General features: G+C 73.7%; 15 protein-coding genes. 4 read left to right on the forward strand and 11 right to left on the reverse strand.

Translation table 11 applies throughout. The features are described 5' to 3' along the window. Nucleotides 1–12 precede the first annotated feature (12 nt). The 3 genes from WBK50_RS31120 (at nt 13) to WBK50_RS31130 (ending at nt 3471) form a co-directional block, all read left to right on the forward strand. Nucleotides 13–1326 carry a ferredoxin reductase family protein gene (locus tag WBK50_RS31120; RefSeq protein WP_341338974.1) on the forward strand — a complete coding sequence of 438 codons (1314 nt, stop codon included), beginning with the start codon at nt 13–15 and terminating at the stop codon, nt 1324–1326. Between the two features lie 160 nt (nt 1327–1486). Beyond that, on the forward strand, nt 1487–2407 hold the full coding sequence (locus WBK50_RS31125; RefSeq protein WP_341338975.1) for a DUF4142 domain-containing protein: 921 nt from the start codon (nt 1487–1489) through the stop codon (nt 2405–2407). 5 nt (nt 2408–2412) lie between these two features. Next, nucleotides 2413–3471: a hypothetical protein gene (locus WBK50_RS31130; protein ID WP_341338976.1), complete on the forward strand. Its 1059-nt coding sequence runs from the start codon at nt 2413–2415 to the stop codon at nt 3469–3471. 70 nt (nt 3472–3541) lie between these two features. Here the strand turns inward: WBK50_RS31130 and pyrE are convergent, their stop codons facing one another. The 8 genes from pyrE to WBK50_RS31170 all read right to left on the reverse strand — a co-directional run bounded on the left by pyrE (nt 3542) and on the right by WBK50_RS31170 (nt 10564). Then, complete coding sequence (gene pyrE, locus WBK50_RS31135; protein ID WP_341338977.1) at nt 3542–4126, reverse strand: orotate phosphoribosyltransferase; 585 nt, start codon at nt 4124–4126, stop codon at nt 3542–3544. Continuing rightward, nucleotides 4126–4896 carry an SDR family NAD(P)-dependent oxidoreductase gene (locus WBK50_RS31140; RefSeq protein WP_341338978.1) on the reverse strand — a complete coding sequence of 257 codons (771 nt, stop codon included), beginning with the start codon at nt 4894–4896 and terminating at the stop codon, nt 4126–4128. Before WBK50_RS31140 ends, pyrE begins: the two co-directional genes overlap by 1 nt. A gap of 66 nt (nt 4897–4962) precedes the next feature. Next, nucleotides 4963–5604 carry a hypothetical protein gene (locus tag WBK50_RS31145; protein WP_341339563.1) on the reverse strand — a complete coding sequence of 214 codons (642 nt, stop codon included), beginning with the start codon at nt 5602–5604 and terminating at the stop codon, nt 4963–4965. A gap of 52 nt (nt 5605–5656) precedes the next feature. Beyond that, nucleotides 5657–6610, reverse strand: a complete 954-nt coding sequence (locus tag WBK50_RS31150; RefSeq protein WP_341338979.1) for a hypothetical protein — start codon at nt 6608–6610, stop codon at nt 5657–5659. After that, complete coding sequence (locus tag WBK50_RS31155) at nt 6607–6912, reverse strand: type VII secretion target (RefSeq protein ID WP_341338980.1); 306 nt, start codon at nt 6910–6912, stop codon at nt 6607–6609. The genes WBK50_RS31150 and WBK50_RS31155 overlap by 4 nt, the downstream gene beginning before the upstream one ends. Next, complete coding sequence (locus WBK50_RS31160; protein WP_341338981.1) at nt 6909–7223, reverse strand: YbaB/EbfC family nucleoid-associated protein; 315 nt, start codon at nt 7221–7223, stop codon at nt 6909–6911. Before WBK50_RS31160 ends, WBK50_RS31155 begins: the two co-directional genes overlap by 4 nt. 49 nt (nt 7224–7272) lie before the next feature. Further along, a complete protein-coding gene (clpB, locus tag WBK50_RS31165; protein WP_341338982.1) occupies nt 7273–9906 on the reverse strand; it encodes an ATP-dependent chaperone ClpB in 2634 nt (877 codons plus the stop codon). 139 nt (nt 9907–10045) lie between these two features. Then, on the reverse strand, nt 10046–10564 hold the full coding sequence (locus WBK50_RS31170; RefSeq protein WP_341338983.1) for a pyridoxamine 5'-phosphate oxidase family protein: 519 nt from the start codon (nt 10562–10564) through the stop codon (nt 10046–10048). 314 nt (nt 10565–10878) lie between these two features. On the opposite strand from WBK50_RS31170, the gene WBK50_RS31175 reads away from it, so the two are divergent. Next, a complete protein-coding gene (locus WBK50_RS31175; RefSeq protein ID WP_445942323.1) occupies nt 10879–12057 on the forward strand; it encodes a globin domain-containing protein in 1179 nt (392 codons plus the stop codon). Nucleotides 12058–12103: 46 nt separating this feature from the next. Here the strand turns inward: WBK50_RS31175 and WBK50_RS31180 are convergent, their stop codons facing one another. Genes WBK50_RS31180 through WBK50_RS31190 form a run of 3 tightly spaced genes read right to left on the reverse strand, consistent with a single transcriptional unit; the run spans nt 12104 to nt 15372 of the window. Further along, complete coding sequence (locus tag WBK50_RS31180; RefSeq protein ID WP_341338984.1) at nt 12104–12886, reverse strand: ABC transporter permease; 783 nt, start codon at nt 12884–12886, stop codon at nt 12104–12106. Further along, nucleotides 12883–13827 carry an ABC transporter permease gene (locus WBK50_RS31185; protein WP_341338985.1) on the reverse strand — a complete coding sequence of 315 codons (945 nt, stop codon included), beginning with the start codon at nt 13825–13827 and terminating at the stop codon, nt 12883–12885. Before WBK50_RS31185 ends, WBK50_RS31180 begins: the two co-directional genes overlap by 4 nt. Further along, entirely contained in the window at nt 13828–15372 is a 1545-nt protein-coding gene (locus WBK50_RS31190) for an ABC transporter substrate-binding protein (RefSeq protein ID WP_341338986.1), read from the reverse strand. It abuts the gene before it with no gap. Nucleotides 15373–15527: the final 155 nt, after the last annotated feature.

A 15527-nucleotide genomic window follows, 5' to 3' on the forward strand; every position in this document is an offset into this window, starting at 1 on the left:
TACCTTCGCCGCGTGGAACGGACGAGGGCCAGAACGGCGTGGGCAGCGGTACTGCTCGTCGTGCTGACCGGACCGGCGCTGATCTGGCTGGTGCGGTCGGACCCGATCGGCATGTGGCGTCAGCTCTCGATCGTCACCGGCCTGCTCGCGCTCTCCGCGCTGGTGTGCACGGCGTGCCTGCCGTCGCGGCTGCGCGGACTGACCCGCACGTTCGGCATCGAGAACATCCTCGGGCTGCACCGCCAGCTCGGCGTCCTGTGCGCCGTCCTGATCGCACTGCACCTGGCGGCCGTCGTGGCCGCGAAACCGACGCAGGTCGCCCTGCTCATGTTCCCCACCGCCCCGAACCGGGCCCGGGCCGCCGTCGGCGCCACCCTGGCCCTCGCGGGCCTGCTCACCCTCGCCCTGCAGCGCCGCCGGCTGAAGATCGCCTACGAGGTGTGGCGCTGGCTGCACCTGCTGCTCGCGATCTCCACGCTCGGGCTCTCCGCCCTGCACGTGCTGTGGCTCAAGCACCTCGTCACCGACGCCGTCCTGGGTCCGGTGCTGACCGGCCTCGGCCTGTTGATGATCGCGGTCCTGGTCGCCCGCTGGCTCGGCCGCACGATGCGCACCAGCGAGGAGTTCGTCGTCGAGCAGGTGCGACGGGAGAACCCGACGGTCGCGACGCTGGTGCTCAGCCCCCGCCGCCGACGGGGCCGCGGTTTCGCGTTCTCGCCCGGCCAGTTCGCCTGGATCCGGCTGCAGCGCTCCGCCATCGAGGAGCACCCGTTCACGATCGCCTCCAGCGCACACGACCCGGAGTTCGCGGAGTTCACCATCCGCGGCACGGGGGACTTCGCCTCCTCGGTCCGGACCCTGCCCGAGGGCAGCTCGGTGTGGGTCGACGGCCCGTACGGCTCCTTCACCGTGGACGACGTCCCGGCCGCCGGCCTGGTGCTGATCGCCGCCGGCGTCGGGATCACCCCGATGATGAGCATGCTGCGGACCGCCGCGGACCGCGGCGACCTGCGCCCGCACCGCCTCGTCTACGTCGCGCGGGACACCACTGACCTGCTGTTCCGCGACGAGCTGCTGGTGCTGCGCAGTCACCTGGACCTCGTGGTGACCGAGGTGCTGCGCCGCCCGTCGGGCGACTGGACGGGACACACGGGCGAGATCGACGTCAGCCTGCTGTCCACCGTCCTCGCCTCCCTGGACAGCGGGGACAGGCACGACTACTTCCTCTGCGGGCCGCCGTCGATGGTCGACGACACACTCGGCGCGCTGCAGGCCATCGGCGTGCCCGACGACCGGATCCACACGGAGCAGTTCGACATGGCCTGACCCCGACCGCGACACACGACCCTGACAGCAGAGGACAAGGCCCTCGCCCCCGCTTCCCCCGGCGGGTGCAAGGGGTTCGCTCCCCGTCGCCCGGGTGCTCCCCACATCCGTGCTCCCCCGAAAGGCTCCCCGCCTGATGCTTCACCGCATACCGCGTTCCGTGCGCTGGACGCTGGTCCTCGCCCTGCTCGGCGCCGTCACCGTGTCCGTGGTCCAGTCCTGGGCGTCGGCCGCGCCCGGCACCGGTGGCTGGACCCAGACCCAGTGGGGTCCCGTCGGGCCCGCGGACCGGGACCTGCTGGTCAAGGTGCGGCAGGCCGGGCTGTGGGAGCTGCCGACCGGCCAGCAGGCCGAGCAGCAGGCCACCAACCCGCAGGTCAAGGAGGCCGGCAAACACCTGGCGATCGAGCACGCCGAGCTCGACGCGCAGGTGCGCCAGGTCGCGGACCAGCTCGGGGTGCAGCTGCCCACCAAGGCGACGGACCAGCAGGTCGGCTGGATGAACGAGATCTCCTCGTCCACGGGCACGGACTACGACAAGGTCTTCGTGCAGCGCGTGCGCCAGGCCCACGGCAACGTGCTGCCGGTCATCTCCGAGGTCAGGGTCAGCACCCGCAACACGCTGATCCGCCAGTTCGCCGAGACCGCGGACACCACCGTCACCCGGCACATCGGCTACCTCGAGGCGACGGGCCTCGTCGACTACAGCTCGCTGCCGGAGGCGCCCTCGCCGGGGCTGCTCAGCGGCGGCACCAGCTGGATGGACATGATCGTTCCCGCTCTGGTGTTCCTGGCCGCGGCGGGCGCCGCGATCGGCCTGATCGCGTCGCTGCGGCGGAGCCGGAAGAAGGACACGCCGGCCAAGGGCGGCCCGACGACCGGTCGTGACCTCGCGAACCTGCACTCCGGCCCGATCCCCATGATCCCGGCGCCCCGGCGGGAGCGACAGCCGGTGCCCGAGCAGTACGAGCAGTTGGAGGAGTCCCGCAGCCGGGCCTCGCGGCACTCCTACCGCAACACCAACCCGCTTCCCCGACGCGCCGCATCCGCCGCGTCGCACCGCTCCCCGACCCGAGGATGACCGCCATGCTTCCCACCCGAAGGCCGCTCGGCTCCGCCCGGGCTCGCAAGATCCTCGTCGCCTCCGCCGCCGCAGCCGCCGTGGTGCTCCTGCCGACGGCCTGTACCGCCGCTTCCGCGGCGACGGCGGTCGACGAGAAGTCCCAGCAGAGTCACAGCCACCGCAAACAGGACGGGCCCCAGGACGGGACCCAGAACGGAAACCGGGACGGAAACCGGGACGGCAACCAGAACGGCGCCACCCGGACGGCGGCGCCCGCGGCGCCGACCGGCGACAACGGCTCCGGCTCCTCGGGCGGCTCCGGCGCCGCCGGGGCCGGCGCCAGCACCGACGCATCGCCGGCCCCGGCCGCGGACAAGTCGGGCAACCGGTCGGGCAACCAGTCAGGCAATCAAACGGGCAATCAAACGGGCGACCAGACGGGCTCCGAGCCGGGCTCGGCCGTGCCGGTGGAGGACGCCGCGCCGAAGGCGAAGAACCCCGAGGCCGCCGCGCCGCCCCCGGCGGGCGGGACCAACGGCCTCGACGTCCTGGCGCGGGACTGCAGCAAGAGCAAGCTCACCCCGGCGGACGGCTTCGAGAAGGGGAACGTGTGCGTCGACACCGCGTTCGGTGAGGTCGGCGCGGCGGCGAAGAACCCGTCGCTGCTGATCACCGACGCGCCGCAGGAGGTCAAGACCGGGCAGGCGTTCGAGCTCAAGGTCAGTACCCGCAACCTCGTGCGGGACCGCTTCCTGGGCGCCGCGGCCGGCGGCTACTACCTCGAGAGCTCGCTGCTGAACGGCCAGGGCATCCAGCGCGGGCACTTCCACACCGCCTGCCGCATGCTCAGCAGCGAGAACGAGGCGCCGGACCCGTCGCCGAAGCCGGACTTCTTCGTCGCCACGCAGGACGGCGGCGGCGGGGACACCCCGGACACCGTGACGATCAAGGTCACCGGGATGCCGTCCGCCGGTGTCGCGCAGTGCTCGTCGTGGGCCGGTGACGGCTCGCACCGCATCCCGATGATGGAGCGCGCAAACGAGACCCCGGCGTTCGACTCGGTCCGGGTGGCCGTCAAGTAGCACCCGTCCTCGCACCGTGGAGCCATGACGCTGAAGGTCGCGTCATGGCTCCACGACGCGGTGGCGCCGGTCAGGCGAGGTTCAGGTCGGCAAGGGTGAGGAGCGTGCGGTACTGCGCGCCCTCGGCCTCGATGGCCTCCCGAGCCCCGGTGTCGCGGTCCACCACGGTGACGACGCCGACGACGGTCGCGCCGGCGTCGCGGGCCGCCCGGACCGCGGTCAGGGCGGAACCGCCCGTCGTCGAGGTGTCCTCGACGACCAGCACGTCCCGGCCCGCGATGTCCGGGCCCTCGATGAGCCGCTGCATCCCGTGTTCCTTCGTGGACTTGCGGACGACGAACGCGTCGACGGCCGGGACGTCGGGGTCCGCGACCCGCTCCGCCGCGGTGGCGTGCAGGACGCTGGTGGCCACCGGGTCCGCGCCGAGTGTGAGGCCACCGACCGCCGAGTAGCTCCAGTCCGCGGTGAGCGTGCGGAGCAGGCTCCCGATCAGCGGTGCGGCCTCGTGGTGCAGCGTCACCCGCCGCAGGTCCACGTAGTAGTCCGCCTCGGCGCCCGAGGACAGCGTGACCTTGCCGTGCACCACACCGAGCTCGCGGACGAGCGCGGCGAGGCGCTCCAGGTCCCGGGTGGCGTTGCGCACCGTGACGGCCATCAGCGCTCCCGGCCGAACGTCGCGACGAGGCGGCGGACCACGGCGCGGGGCAGCAGCCCCACCATCCCGGCGATCGCCTTGTACTGCAGGCTCGGCACGGACACCACCCGTCCCCCGGCCAGGTCGGCCAGGCACTCGTCGACGACCCGTTCGGCGTCCAGCCACAACGGGCCACTGCGGCCGCCGGCGTCGATGCCGGCGCGTTCGTGGAACTCGGTGCGCACGAAGCCGGGGCAGAGCGCGAGCGCGCGCACGCCCGTGCCGGCCAGCGACGCGGCGACGCCCTCGGTGAAGGCGGTGACCCAGGCCTTGTCCGCGGTGTACGTCGAGCCGCTGCCCGGGAGGAACCCGGCGACGCTCGAGACGTTCACGACGCTGCCGCGACCGCGGTCCACCATGCCCGGGAGCACGGCGCGGGTCAGCTGCAGGACGCTGGTGACGTTGAGGTCCAGCTGGCGCTGCAACGCGTCAGGCTCGGCGCGCAGGAAGCTCGCGCGCATGCCCATCCCGGCGTTGTTGACCAGCAGGTCCACCGGGGCGACGTCCGGGTCCGCGAGCCGGCGCAGCACTTTCGCGCGGGAGTCCACATCGGTCAGGTCCGCCGGGAGCACCTCGACCGAGACCCCGGCGGCGCGGTGGCGCTCGGCGCACTCCTCGAGCCGCTCGGCGGTGCGGGCGACGAGGACGAGGTCCCGTCCGTCGGCCGCGAGCCGCCGGGCGAACGCGGCACCGATGCCGGACGTGGCTCCGGTGATCAGGGCGGTGGGCACCCGGGAAGACTAGTCGGCGGGTGCCCGGCGTCGCGCTGTGCGGTGCCGGGGACGATCAGGGCCGGGTCAGCGGGGGCTCGCGGTGAGGGCGTCCTCGAGCACGCTCGCGACCTCGGCGAGGTCCGCGAGCAGGTCCTGCAGGCGCTCCGGCGTCGACGCGACCGGTGCGGCGGCGAGCACCCAGGTGTCCTCGGCCCACAACAGCTCGATGTCGTCCCCGACCGCGTCCGCCGCGTCCGCCAGCCGGTGGGTGAGCAGCGGGCGGACCATCTCCGCGTCCGCGACGAAGGAGTAGCGGTCCCCGACGGGCTCGAGCAGGTCCAGGCCGCCGCCGTCCGGCAGCGGCGCGGACGGGAGCCGCAGCTCCACGGCCGCGGGGACCGGCTCGCGCAGCGCGACCGCGACCAGCACCGAGCTGACCCGCCCGACCTGCTCGTGGTCGAACACGTAGCCCTGGCGGCCGCCGTCCGGCGTCGGGACGTCCCCGGTGACGATGTTCCGGGCGACCCCGGGGCCGCCCTGGTGGATGGTCCCGTAGCGCCACCGGTTGGTCAGGACGGGATCGCTCTCCGCCCACTCCCAGTCGTGCAGCGCCGCCCACCGACGGCGGTCGCGCACGCCCCCGGACCCCCGGGAGCGGTCGGCGAACAGCAGCGCGACGCCGATCAGCACCGCGACCACGGCGATGAGGAACCAGACCGTCGACATACCCACGAGCGCACCCTAACCCTCCCGGCAGGGCAGAACCGGAACGCCACGATCACCCGACCGGGCCCGATCCGCCACCGGCCGGCTCCTCGGCCCACTCCCGGCGGTGCTCCCGCTCGTCGCCCCCCTCCTTGCCGGCCTCGACGGCGAGCGGCACGCCCGGCATCTCCTTCGCCGCGGCGATCGTGGGCCACGCTCCGGGCAGCGCCGACGCAGGCAGGCCGACCGGCGCCGAAAGGACGTCGTCCACCCTCGGCATCCGCTCGACCAGCGCGGTGAGCTCGGCGGCCACGGCCCTGACCCCCGCCGCGCCCTGCTTCAGGGTGCGCATCAGCGCGCCGATCCGGTCCGCGATCCGCAGCGCCAGGCGCACGGCCTGGGCGACCATCGACGGCACCGCGACGGTGAGGGCGACCCCGGCGCTGATGATGCTCGCGACCAGCCACTCGGCCACCCGCGCGAGGAAGGACGCCACGGCGTCCCGGACGACGGACCGCAGCGCGCCGATCTCCGCCGCGTTGCGCAGCACGTCCTGTGCGAGGCCGGACGCGACGCTCGACGCCGCCGCGAGATCGTCGATCCGGCGCGCGGCGGAGGTGCGGTAGGCGTCCGCGGCCGGCCCGTTCCAGCCGCCGAGGTCCGCATCGAGGTGGGCCGAGTAGCAGGCCGACTGTTCGGCGAGCACCGCAGCCAGCCGATGCCACGAGTCGGCGCTCGCGACGATCCCGTCCGGGTCTCCCATCAGGGCGTCCAGCGGCTCGCGGAGGAACGCGACGTGCTCCATCGCCCACCCCACGCCCGCCGCGAAGAGGGTGCCGAAGGGGTCCGTCACTGCGCCGAGGGTGTCCAGCCCGGCGGCGACCGAGTTGGCCATGATCGCGCCGGGGTCCTGGCGGGCGGCGACGGCGCCGCCGAGGTCGGCGTAACTGGAGAAGATCCCCGCGCCCGCGAACGGATCGTCCTCGTCGGCCCGCCAGGACGAGCCGTCGGGCTCCGCGGACGTCACCGCGTCCCGCCGATCGTGCCGGCGGCGGACCGGTCCGCCGTGATGTAGCCGTCCGCGCACTCCCGCAGCGCGGCGGCCTTCGTGGTCAGGTCGTTCCGCAGCAGGTGCAGTGCGCCGGCCGCGTCGTCGATCGCGAGGATCACCGGCACCGCGAACACCTGCCCGATCACCCCATAGGAGTCCGGGGACAGCGGCGCGGCACCCGAGAGGACCCGGTCGATCGCCCGGTCCACTCCCGCCACGTGGTCCGCGTGCACGAGCAGCGCCCCGGGGTCCACCCCGAACCCCGGCGCGGTCGTCACGACCCCGCCGCGAGCGGCCGGACCACCGCGGCCACCCGGGCCGCCACCTCGGCTCCCGCGTCCCCGGCCGTGGCGAGGACGAGCTCCGCGAGCCGGGTACGGGAAAGGCCTTCGGCCGCGGGGCCGAAGGCCAGTCCGGACAGGGCGCCGTCCCGTCCGACGGTGGCGGTGACCGCCCCGTCCGTGCTGCTCGCGGTGGCGCTCAGGCCCGCGAGCTCCTCGCGCGCCCGCTCGGCACGCACGCGGATCTCCTCGATGCGTCTGCGGTAGTCCGCGAGCCAGGCCTCGGCGGACCCGTGCAGCTGTTCCATGGGCCGGGACGGTAGGAAACTCCGTCCCGGCCCGTGGGCGTTCGGGGAATCAGTTCACGATCGCAACCGGTGCGGCCGGCGCGGCCGTGCCCTTCCCGACGATCAGTTCGCCGGTCCCGCCGGCCGCGGTGGGGTCCAGGTCGACCCGGACGGTGTCGCCCTCGCGGATCACCCCGCCCAGCAGCTCCTTCGCCAGCTGGTCCCCGATCGACGCCTGGACGAGCCGACGCAGCGGCCGGGCGCCGTAGACCGGGTCGAACCCGTTCATGGCGAGCCACTCGCGGGCGGCGTCGGACACGTCGAGGGTGAGCCGGCGCTTGGCCAGCCGCGTCTCGAGCACCCGCAGCTGGATGTCCACGATGTGCGTCAGCTCCGCCGTCGACAGGGCGTGGAAGACGACCACGTCGTCGAGCCGGTTCAGGAACTCGGGCTTGAAGTGCGCGCGCACCACGGCCATCACGGCGTCGGTCCGGCCCTGCTCGTCCAGCGCCGGGTTGGCGATGGCCTGCGAACCGAGGTTCGAGGTGAGCACCAGGATGGTGTTGCGGAAGTCCACCGTGCGGCCCTGGCCGTCGGTCAGGCGCCCGTCGTCGAGCACCTGCAGGAGCGTGTCGAAGACGTCCGGGTGGGCCTTCTCCACCTCGTCGAACAGCACCACCGTGTACGGGCGGCGGCGGACGGCCTCGGTGAGCTGGCCGCCCTGGTCGTAGCCGACGTAGCCGGGGGGCGCGCCGACGAGCCGGGCCACCGAGTGCTTCTCGGAGTACTCGCTCATGTCGATGCGGACCATCGCCCGCTCGTCGTCGAACAGGAACTCCGCCAGCGCCTTGGCCAGCTCGGTCTTGCCGACGCCGGTGGGCCCGAGGAAGAGGAACGAGCCGGTGGGCCGGTTCTCGTCCGCGATGCCCGCGCGGGCCCGGCGCACGGCGTCGGAGACGATGCGCACGGCGTCGGACTGGCCGACGACGCGGCGGCGCAGCTCGTCCTCCATGCGCAGGAGCTTCGCGGTCTCACCCTCGAGCAGGCGCCCGGCGGGGATGCCGGTCCAGGCGCTCACGACGTCCGCGACGTCGTCCGGCCCGACCTCCTCCTTGAGCATGACGTCCTCGTGGCGCTCCACGACGGCGGTCTTCTCCGCCAGCTCCTTCTCCAGCGCCGGGATCCGGCCGTAGCGCAGCTCGGCGGCCCGGCCGAGGTCCCCGTCGCGCTCGGCGCGCTCGGACTCCCCCCGCAGCTGCTCGAGCTGCTCCTTGCGCTCCCTAGTGATCTCGATGGCACCCTTCTCGTTCTGCCACCGGGCCGTCAGCGCGGAGAGCTCCTCGCGCTTCTCGGCCAGCTCGGCCCGCAGCGCGGCGAGCCGGTCGATCGACGCGGCGTCGGACTCCTTGGCCAGTGCCATCTCCTCGATCTCCAGCCGGCGCACGGCGCGCTCGACGGTGTCGATCTCGACGGGCCGGGAGTCGATCTCCATCCGGAGCCGGGACGCGGCCTCGTCGACCAGGTCGATCGCCTTGTCCGGCAGGAAGCGCGCGGTGATGTAGCGGTCCGACAGCGTGGCGGCGGCGACGAGCGCGGCGTCGGTGATCCGGACGCCGTGGTGCACCTCGTAGCGCTCCTTGAGCCCGCGCAGGATGCCGACCGAGTCCTCGACGGACGGCTCGCCCACCAGCACCTGCTGGAAGCGCCGCTCGAGCGCCGGGTCCTTCTCGATGTGCTGGCGGTACTCGTCGAGCGTGGTGGCGCCGACCATCCGCAGCTCGCCCCGGGCGAGCATCGGCTTGATCATGTTCCCGGCGTCCATCGCGCCCTCGCCGGTGGCACCCGCGCCGACGATCGTGTGCAGCTCGTCGATGAAGGTGACGACCTCGCCCGCCGAATCGGTGATCTCCTTGAGCACGGCCTTGAGCCGCTCCTCGAACTCACCGCGGTACTTCGCGCCGGCGACCATCGAGCCCATGTCCAGGGAGACGACGCGCTTGCCGCGCAGCGACTCCGGGACGTCGCCCGCGACGATCCGCTGGGCCAGGCCCTCGACGATCGCGGTCTTGCCGACGCCGGGCTCGCCGATCAGCACCGGGTTGTTCTTGGTGCGCCGCGACAGCACCTGCACCACGCGCCGGATCTCGGTGTCCCGACCGATGACGGGGTCGAGCTCGCCGTTGCGGGCGCGCGCGGTGAGGTCCACGCCGTACTTCTCCAGCGCCTGGTAATTGCCCTCCGGGTCCGGGCTGGTCACCCGCGCGGAGCCGCGCACCTTGGCGAAGGCCTCGCGCAGCGCCTCCGGGGTGGCCCCATGCCGGCGCAGCAGCGCGGCGACCTGGCCGCCCTTGTCCGCGAGCCCGACGAGCAGGTGCTCGGTGGAGACGTACTCGTCGCCCATCTCGGTGGCCAGCTGCTGGGCGGCGGTGATGGCCGCGAGCCCCTCGCGGTTGAGATGCGGGGCGCTGACGCTGGAACCGGCGGCGGACGGCAGCCGGTTGCCGAGCTGGGTGAGCTCGGCGCGGACCGACGCCGCGTCCGCCCCGACGGCGGCGAGCAGCGGCGCGGCGATCCCGTCACCCTGGGCCAGCAGGGCGCCGAGCAGGTGCGTGGGGCCTACGTCCGGGTTCCCGGCGAGCGTGGCCGCCTGCGCGGCGGCCGAGATCGCCTGCTGGGTCTTGGTGGTGGGGTTGAAGGAGTCCATTCCCCGCGTTCTCCTACTCGTTCGTGCCGGTCACAAGGCGTCAGGGCGCGCCGGCCACGTCCGGTCCGTGCGTCCAGTGTGCCCTCTGGTGTGCCCAACGGCAGGAAACTTGAGTCTGTTCCGCTCAAGGCGAAGAAAGTCACGCGGAGCCGGTGATCGGGTGGGTCTCGGCGGCGATCGGCGTGTCCTTGACCCGGAAGTAGTCCCCGCCCTTCCGGCCGGGGTCGTCCGTGCCCCACGCGCGCTCCTGGTCCACCCGCTGCATCCGCGGGATGTGCTTGCGGCAGTGGATGTAGGCCTCGTGGACGTCGACCAGCACCCAGCGCTCGGCCTGCGGCCTCCGCCCGGGGTCGACGGCGACCTCCGGGTACCGCGAGCGGAACTCCGCGTCGTCGAGGATCATGGCGCCGCCGTTGACGTGCAGGCCGATCAGGTCCCGCTCCAGGTCCACCGTGAAGAGGCCGACGCGCGGGTTCTCCCTGATGTTGCCCAGGCTCGCGTGCACCCCGTTGCCGCGGTACTCCGGGTAGGCGAGCGTCCGGTCGTCGAGCACGCGGACGAAACCGGGCGGGCCCGCCCGCAGCGACGAGTCGCAGTCCCCGTTCCCGTCCGCCGTCGCGACGAAGAGCATCTCCGCCCGCTCGAGGAACTCGATCATGCGCGGCAGCAGCCGGTCCCGGACCTGGTCGGAGTAGAACTTGAGAGGCTCGATCGGCCGTTCCGTACTCGTCCTGGAGGACGTGTTCGCCGGCGGATCCGGGGGGATCAGTGGGGAATGACACGCCACCACCGTGCCATCACCGCACCCGGGTGATCACCCCACCCGGGGTAACGCGCTAGGCTGACCCGCGGGCGCCGTGTGACACCGGAGCCTCGCTGACCACCCCGAACGGGCGAACCACGAACGCCGCGACGGGGTGGGAGACCATCCGGCCCCGGGCCGTGGCGGGAACGAGGAGGGTGTCGGCGGTCATGACCACCGAGCAGCTGCGCAGCGCCGATGCCCCGGTGCCGCCCGTTCCGCGGTCCGAGACCACCGGGATGGTCGAGATCATCCGTTCCAGCTTCGAGCTCGTGGCCCCGCAGTCCGACGAGCTCGGCCGGCACTTCTACGCCACGCTGTTCACCCGCGCGCCCGAGACCCGCGACCTCTTCCCGGTGAACATGGAGGTCCAGCGCAGCCGGCTGCTCCGCGCGCTGGTGCACGTCGTGCAGATGGTCGACCAACCGGACGACCTGGTCCCCTTCCTCCAGCAGCTGGGCCGGGACCACCGGAAGTTCGGCGTGATCGCCCGGCACTACGACGCCGTCGGCGGTGCCCTGATCGACGCGATCGCCCACCACGCCGGCGCGGTCTGGACCCCGACGGTCGAGAAGGCCTGGACGGACGCCTACGGGATCGTGGCCGAGGCGATGCGGGCCGCCGCCGAGGGCGAGCGCGGCGCGGCGTCCTGGTCCGGGCGGGTGGTCGCGCACCGGCGGATCGGCTGGGACGTCGCCGTCCTCACCGTGCAGACGGACGAGCCGGTGCCCTTCCGCGCCGGCCAGTACGTGAGCGTGGAGACCCCGCAGCGGCCGCGGCTGTGGCGCTACCTCTCCCCGGCGAACGCCCCGCGCCCGGACAACACGCTCGAGTTCCACGTCCGCGTCGTGCCGGGGGGTTGGGTCAGCCGGGCGATCGTGGCGCACTCGGAGGTGGGCCAGACCTGGCGGATCGGCCCGCCGATGGGGCGGATGGCCGTGTCCCCGGACAGCACCCGGGACCTGCTGATGGTGGCGGGCGGCACCGGCATGGCCCCGATCAAGGCCCTGCTCGACGAGCTGGTGCGGCGCCCGAAGGACGCGCTGCGCCCGCGCGTGCAGGTCTTCGTCGGCGGCCGGACCTGGGACGACCTCTACGACTTCGCCGCGCTGCGCACCCTGTCCTACGACCACCCGTGGCTGGACGTCGTGCCGGTCGTCGAGGAGGACGGGACGTCCGGGGCCGAGCAGGGCACGCTCGCGGACGTCATCACGCGCTCCGGCTCCTGGGCGGACCACGACGTGCTGGTCTGCGGCTCACCGGCGATGATCCGGTCCACCGTGTCCCGGATGCTGGTGGCGGGCACGCCGCTGGACCGGATCAGCTACGACCCGTTCACCCTGGACTGATCGCCCGGGGCCGGTCGTCCATTCGCCAGTTACTCGCATCTGCACGTCATTGGCTCGACCACCGCCCTTCCAGCCTCCGGCCGAGCAGCGACACGACCAGGGACGTCCCGACGACCGCCGCCGCGGGGATCAGCACGAGCTGCGGGGCGACGAAGAGGAACTGCCGGCCCTCGGCGAGCATCGCTCCCCACTCCGGTGTCGGTGGCGGCGCGCCGAGGCCGAGGAACGAGAGCCCGGCCAGGGAGAGCAGCACGTTGGCGAAGCGCAGGCAGGCGTGGGCGACGAGCGGGCGCAGCGCGTTGGGCAGCACGTGCCGCACCGCGATCCGCACCGGTCCGGCGCCGATCGCCACCGCGCCCTCGACGTACTCGCGGGAGCGCTCACGGACCGTCAGCTGGTGCGCGAGCCGGGCGAACGGCGTCCATCCGGTGAGCAGGACGGCGATCAGCAGCGAGCCCAGCCCCGGCTCCCGCACGGCGACGACGACCAGCCCGACGATGACCGTCGGCACCGCCACGAGCACGTCGACGACGCGTTGGACGAACGCCGCGACGGCCCCGCCCGCGTAGCCCGAGAGCAGGCCCAGGACCGTGCCCACGAGCGCGCACGACGCCACCGCGAGCAGGGTGAACCAGACCGAGAGCCGGGTGCCGACGGCGAGCCGGGCGAGGACGTCGCGGCCCAGGTTGTCCGTGCCGAGGAGGTGCGCCGCCGACGGGCCCCGGAAGCGCTCGCCGAGATGGGTCGTGACCGCGTCGACCGGCAGCAGGGCCGCGACCAGCAGGACGGCCGCGATCCCGCACGCGAGGACGGCCTCGGGCCGCCTCACCGCAGCTCCCGGGAGCGCGCGACCGGGTCCATGGCGAGCGCCACGAGCTCGGTCGCGACGCTCGCGAGCACCGCGATCACGACGATCGCGAGCAGCCCCGCCTGGACCATCGGCAGGTCCTGGGCGAGCACCGCGTCGTACAGGAGCCGGCCGAGGCCGGGGATCCCGAACACCACCTCGACGACCACCGCGCCGCCGATCAGGCCGGCGAAGAACAGCCCGGAGAGCGCCGTGACGCCGGTCAGCGCGAGCCGTGCGGCGTGCTTCCAGAGGACTCGCCGCTCGGTCAGGCCCTTGGCCCGCGCGACGGGGATGTGCGGGCGGCCGAGAGCGTCGAGCGTCTCCGCGCGGGTCAGCTGCGCGGCCAGCGCGGTCGGAAAGGCGGCCAGGGTGAGCACCGGCAGGACGGCCTGCAGCGGTCCGCCCCAGCCCGTCGCCGGGAGGAGCGGGACCGCGATCGCCAGTACCAGGACCAGCAGCGGCGCCAGGATGAACTCCGGGACCGCGACGCCCAGCACCGAGACGCCGGTGACCACGCGGTCCAGCGCGCCCCCGGGCCGGCCCGCCGCCCCCACCCCGGCCGGGATGCCGACGAGCCCGGCCAGCAGCAGGGCCAGCAACGCGAGCAGCGCCGAGACCCCCAGCGCCGCCCCCAGCTGCGGCGCGATCGGGCTGCGGGTGGCGAAGGACAGCCCGAGGTCACCGGTCAGCGCGCGGCCCAGCCAGCGGAGGAACTGCTCGGCCCACGAGCGGTCCAGGCCCAGCTCCCGGGTGATCCGCGCGGCGACCTCCGGGTCCGGCTCGGCCTCCGCGACCCGGCTGCGCAACACCGAGCGCGCCGTGTCGATCCCGGCGAGCCGGGGCAGCAGGAACACCAGCAGCGACGCCGCCAGCACCACCACCGGCAGTGGCAGCAGCCGCCGCAGCAGGGTCGAGGCCATCTAGCGGAGCGTGGCGAGCTCGGGGGTGACCAGGTCCTTCGCCAGGGGGTCCACGGTGTAGCCAGCGACGTTGCGCGCCACGCCGTTCTCCTGCGAGTGCACCAGCGGGATCCCCGCGACGTCCGCGGTCAGCTTCGCCGAGGCGGCGCGGAAGACGTCCTGCCGCGCGGCCGGGTCCGCGGTCGTCCCCAGCGGCGCGAGCAGCGCGTCGAACTCGGGCGAGCAGTACCTGTTGAGGTTGTACGAGCCCGCGCAGGAGTAGTCGCTGGCGAGCGCGGCACCGGCGTCCGGGACGTCGGTGAGGTAGTTCCTGGAGAGCAGGTACAGGTCGTACCGCCCGGCGAGCAGGTCCGGCTCCTGGGTGGCGTACTCGCCGATCCGGATCTGCGCGTCGATCCCGATCTCGCGGAGCATCCCCTGCACCGCCGTGGCGAGCGTGGGCAGCTCGGGCCGGTTGGGGTAGGTCTGCAGGCGCACCGTCAGCGGGTTGTCCGGGCCGTGGCCGGCCTGGGCGAGGAGCGCCTTCGCGGCCTCGACGTCCGGGCCGGCGGGCGGTTCCTGGCCGCCCCAGGCGACGGCCGGTCCGAACAGCTCCGACGCGGGCAGTGCCGCACCGGCGAGGGCCTGCTCGGCGAGCGCGGTCCGGTCCAGCGCCTTCTCGACGGCCTGCCGCACCCGGATGTCCGCGAACGGCTGCGCGGACTGGTTCATCAGCAGCGAGACGGTGCGCGGGGCGGCGACGGCCGAGTGCGTGAAGCCGCTGTCCTCGGTGAACTCGAGCAAGGAGGACTCGGGCAGGCCCTGGGCGATGTCGACGTCCCCGGCGCGCAGCGCGAGCGCCCGGGCGGCGGGGTCCGACACGTAGGTCGCGGTGACCTTCCTGACGCCGGGCTTCGGGCCCCAGTAGCCGTCGTTCCGCTCCAGGACGGCCTGCCGGACGCCGTCGGCCGCGGTGAGGCGCATGGGTCCGGTTCCGGTGCCGAGGATCCTCGGCGGGGCATCCCCGCTGTAGGCGGCGGGCGACAGGATCGCGGTGTTCACGCTGCTCATCCGCAGCGGCAGGATCGGGTCCGGCTTCGTCGTGGTGATCCGCACGGCGGCAGGACCGTCCGCGACCGCCGTCAGGCCGAGGCCCTTGACCGCGCGCGGCGGCGCGGCGACGCCGGTCACCCAGCTCAGCGCGTTGACGACGGCGGCGGAGTCGAGCGCCGCGCCGTCCTGGAAGGTGACGCCCGGACGCAGCTCGAACCGCCACGTCGCCGGGTCGAGCCGGGACCAGGACGTGGCCAGCGCGGGCTGCGGCCGGCCGTCGGAACCGGCGTTCACCAGGGTCTCCGCGGCGCCGAGCTGATGCAGGAGGAACGCGTCGTCGGTGTCTATCGCGTAGCCGGCGCGCGGTGAGAACTGCAGCGCCAGGCGGAGCTCTCCGTCCGGCTGGATCGTGCCGGCGGCCTGCCCGCCCCCGCCGCACGCGGTGACGAGCGCCAGCCCGGCGGCGAGGCAGGCTCCGGCGAGCGTGCGGGATCTGCGCGTGGCGCGAGGCATCGGGCGACCTTCCTCGGGGTCCGGCGGACGGCGGGGACGGTGCCCCGGCGCCTCGCCGACCGTGCGGCCGGGACGGGTTCCGGGCCACAGGAGATCATCTGTTCATCGGAACAACCTGTCAACCTTGTGCACCGACCTGCATGAGTTCTCCCGAG

Origin of the sequence: Pseudonocardia sp. T1-2H (assembly GCF_038039215.1) — a bacterium.
GTDB lineage: Bacteria > Actinomycetota > Actinomycetes > Mycobacteriales > Pseudonocardiaceae > Pseudonocardia.

Bases quoted from the DNA above. Each gene is read 5' to 3' on its own strand.
- WBK50_RS31130 (WP_341338976.1), top strand. From the start codon at position 2,413: ATGCTTCCCACCCGAAGGCCGCTCGGCTCCGCCCGGGCTCGCAAGATC.
- pyrE (WP_341338977.1), bottom strand. From the start codon at position 4,126: ATGGCCGTCACGGTGCGCAACGCCACCCGGGACCTGGAGCGCCTCGCC.
- WBK50_RS31145 (WP_341339563.1), bottom strand. From the start codon at position 5,604: ATGTCGACGGTCTGGTTCCTCATCGCCGTGGTCGCGGTGCTGATCGGC.
- WBK50_RS31160 (WP_341338981.1), bottom strand. From the start codon at position 7,223: ATGGAACAGCTGCACGGGTCCGCCGAGGCCTGGCTCGCGGACTACCGC.
- clpB (WP_341338982.1), bottom strand. From the start codon at position 9,906: ATGGACTCCTTCAACCCCACCACCAAGACCCAGCAGGCGATCTCGGCC.
- WBK50_RS31170 (WP_341338983.1), bottom strand. From the start codon at position 10,564: ATGATCGAGTTCCTCGAGCGGGCGGAGATGCTCTTCGTCGCGACGGCG.
- WBK50_RS31175 (WP_445942323.1), top strand. From the start codon at position 10,879: ATGACCACCGAGCAGCTGCGCAGCGCCGATGCCCCGGTGCCGCCCGTT.
- WBK50_RS31185 (WP_341338985.1), bottom strand. From the start codon at position 13,827: ATGGCCTCGACCCTGCTGCGGCGGCTGCTGCCACTGCCGGTGGTGGTG.
- WBK50_RS31190 (WP_341338986.1), bottom strand. From the start codon at position 15,372: ATGCCTCGCGCCACGCGCAGATCCCGCACGCTCGCCGGAGCCTGCCTC.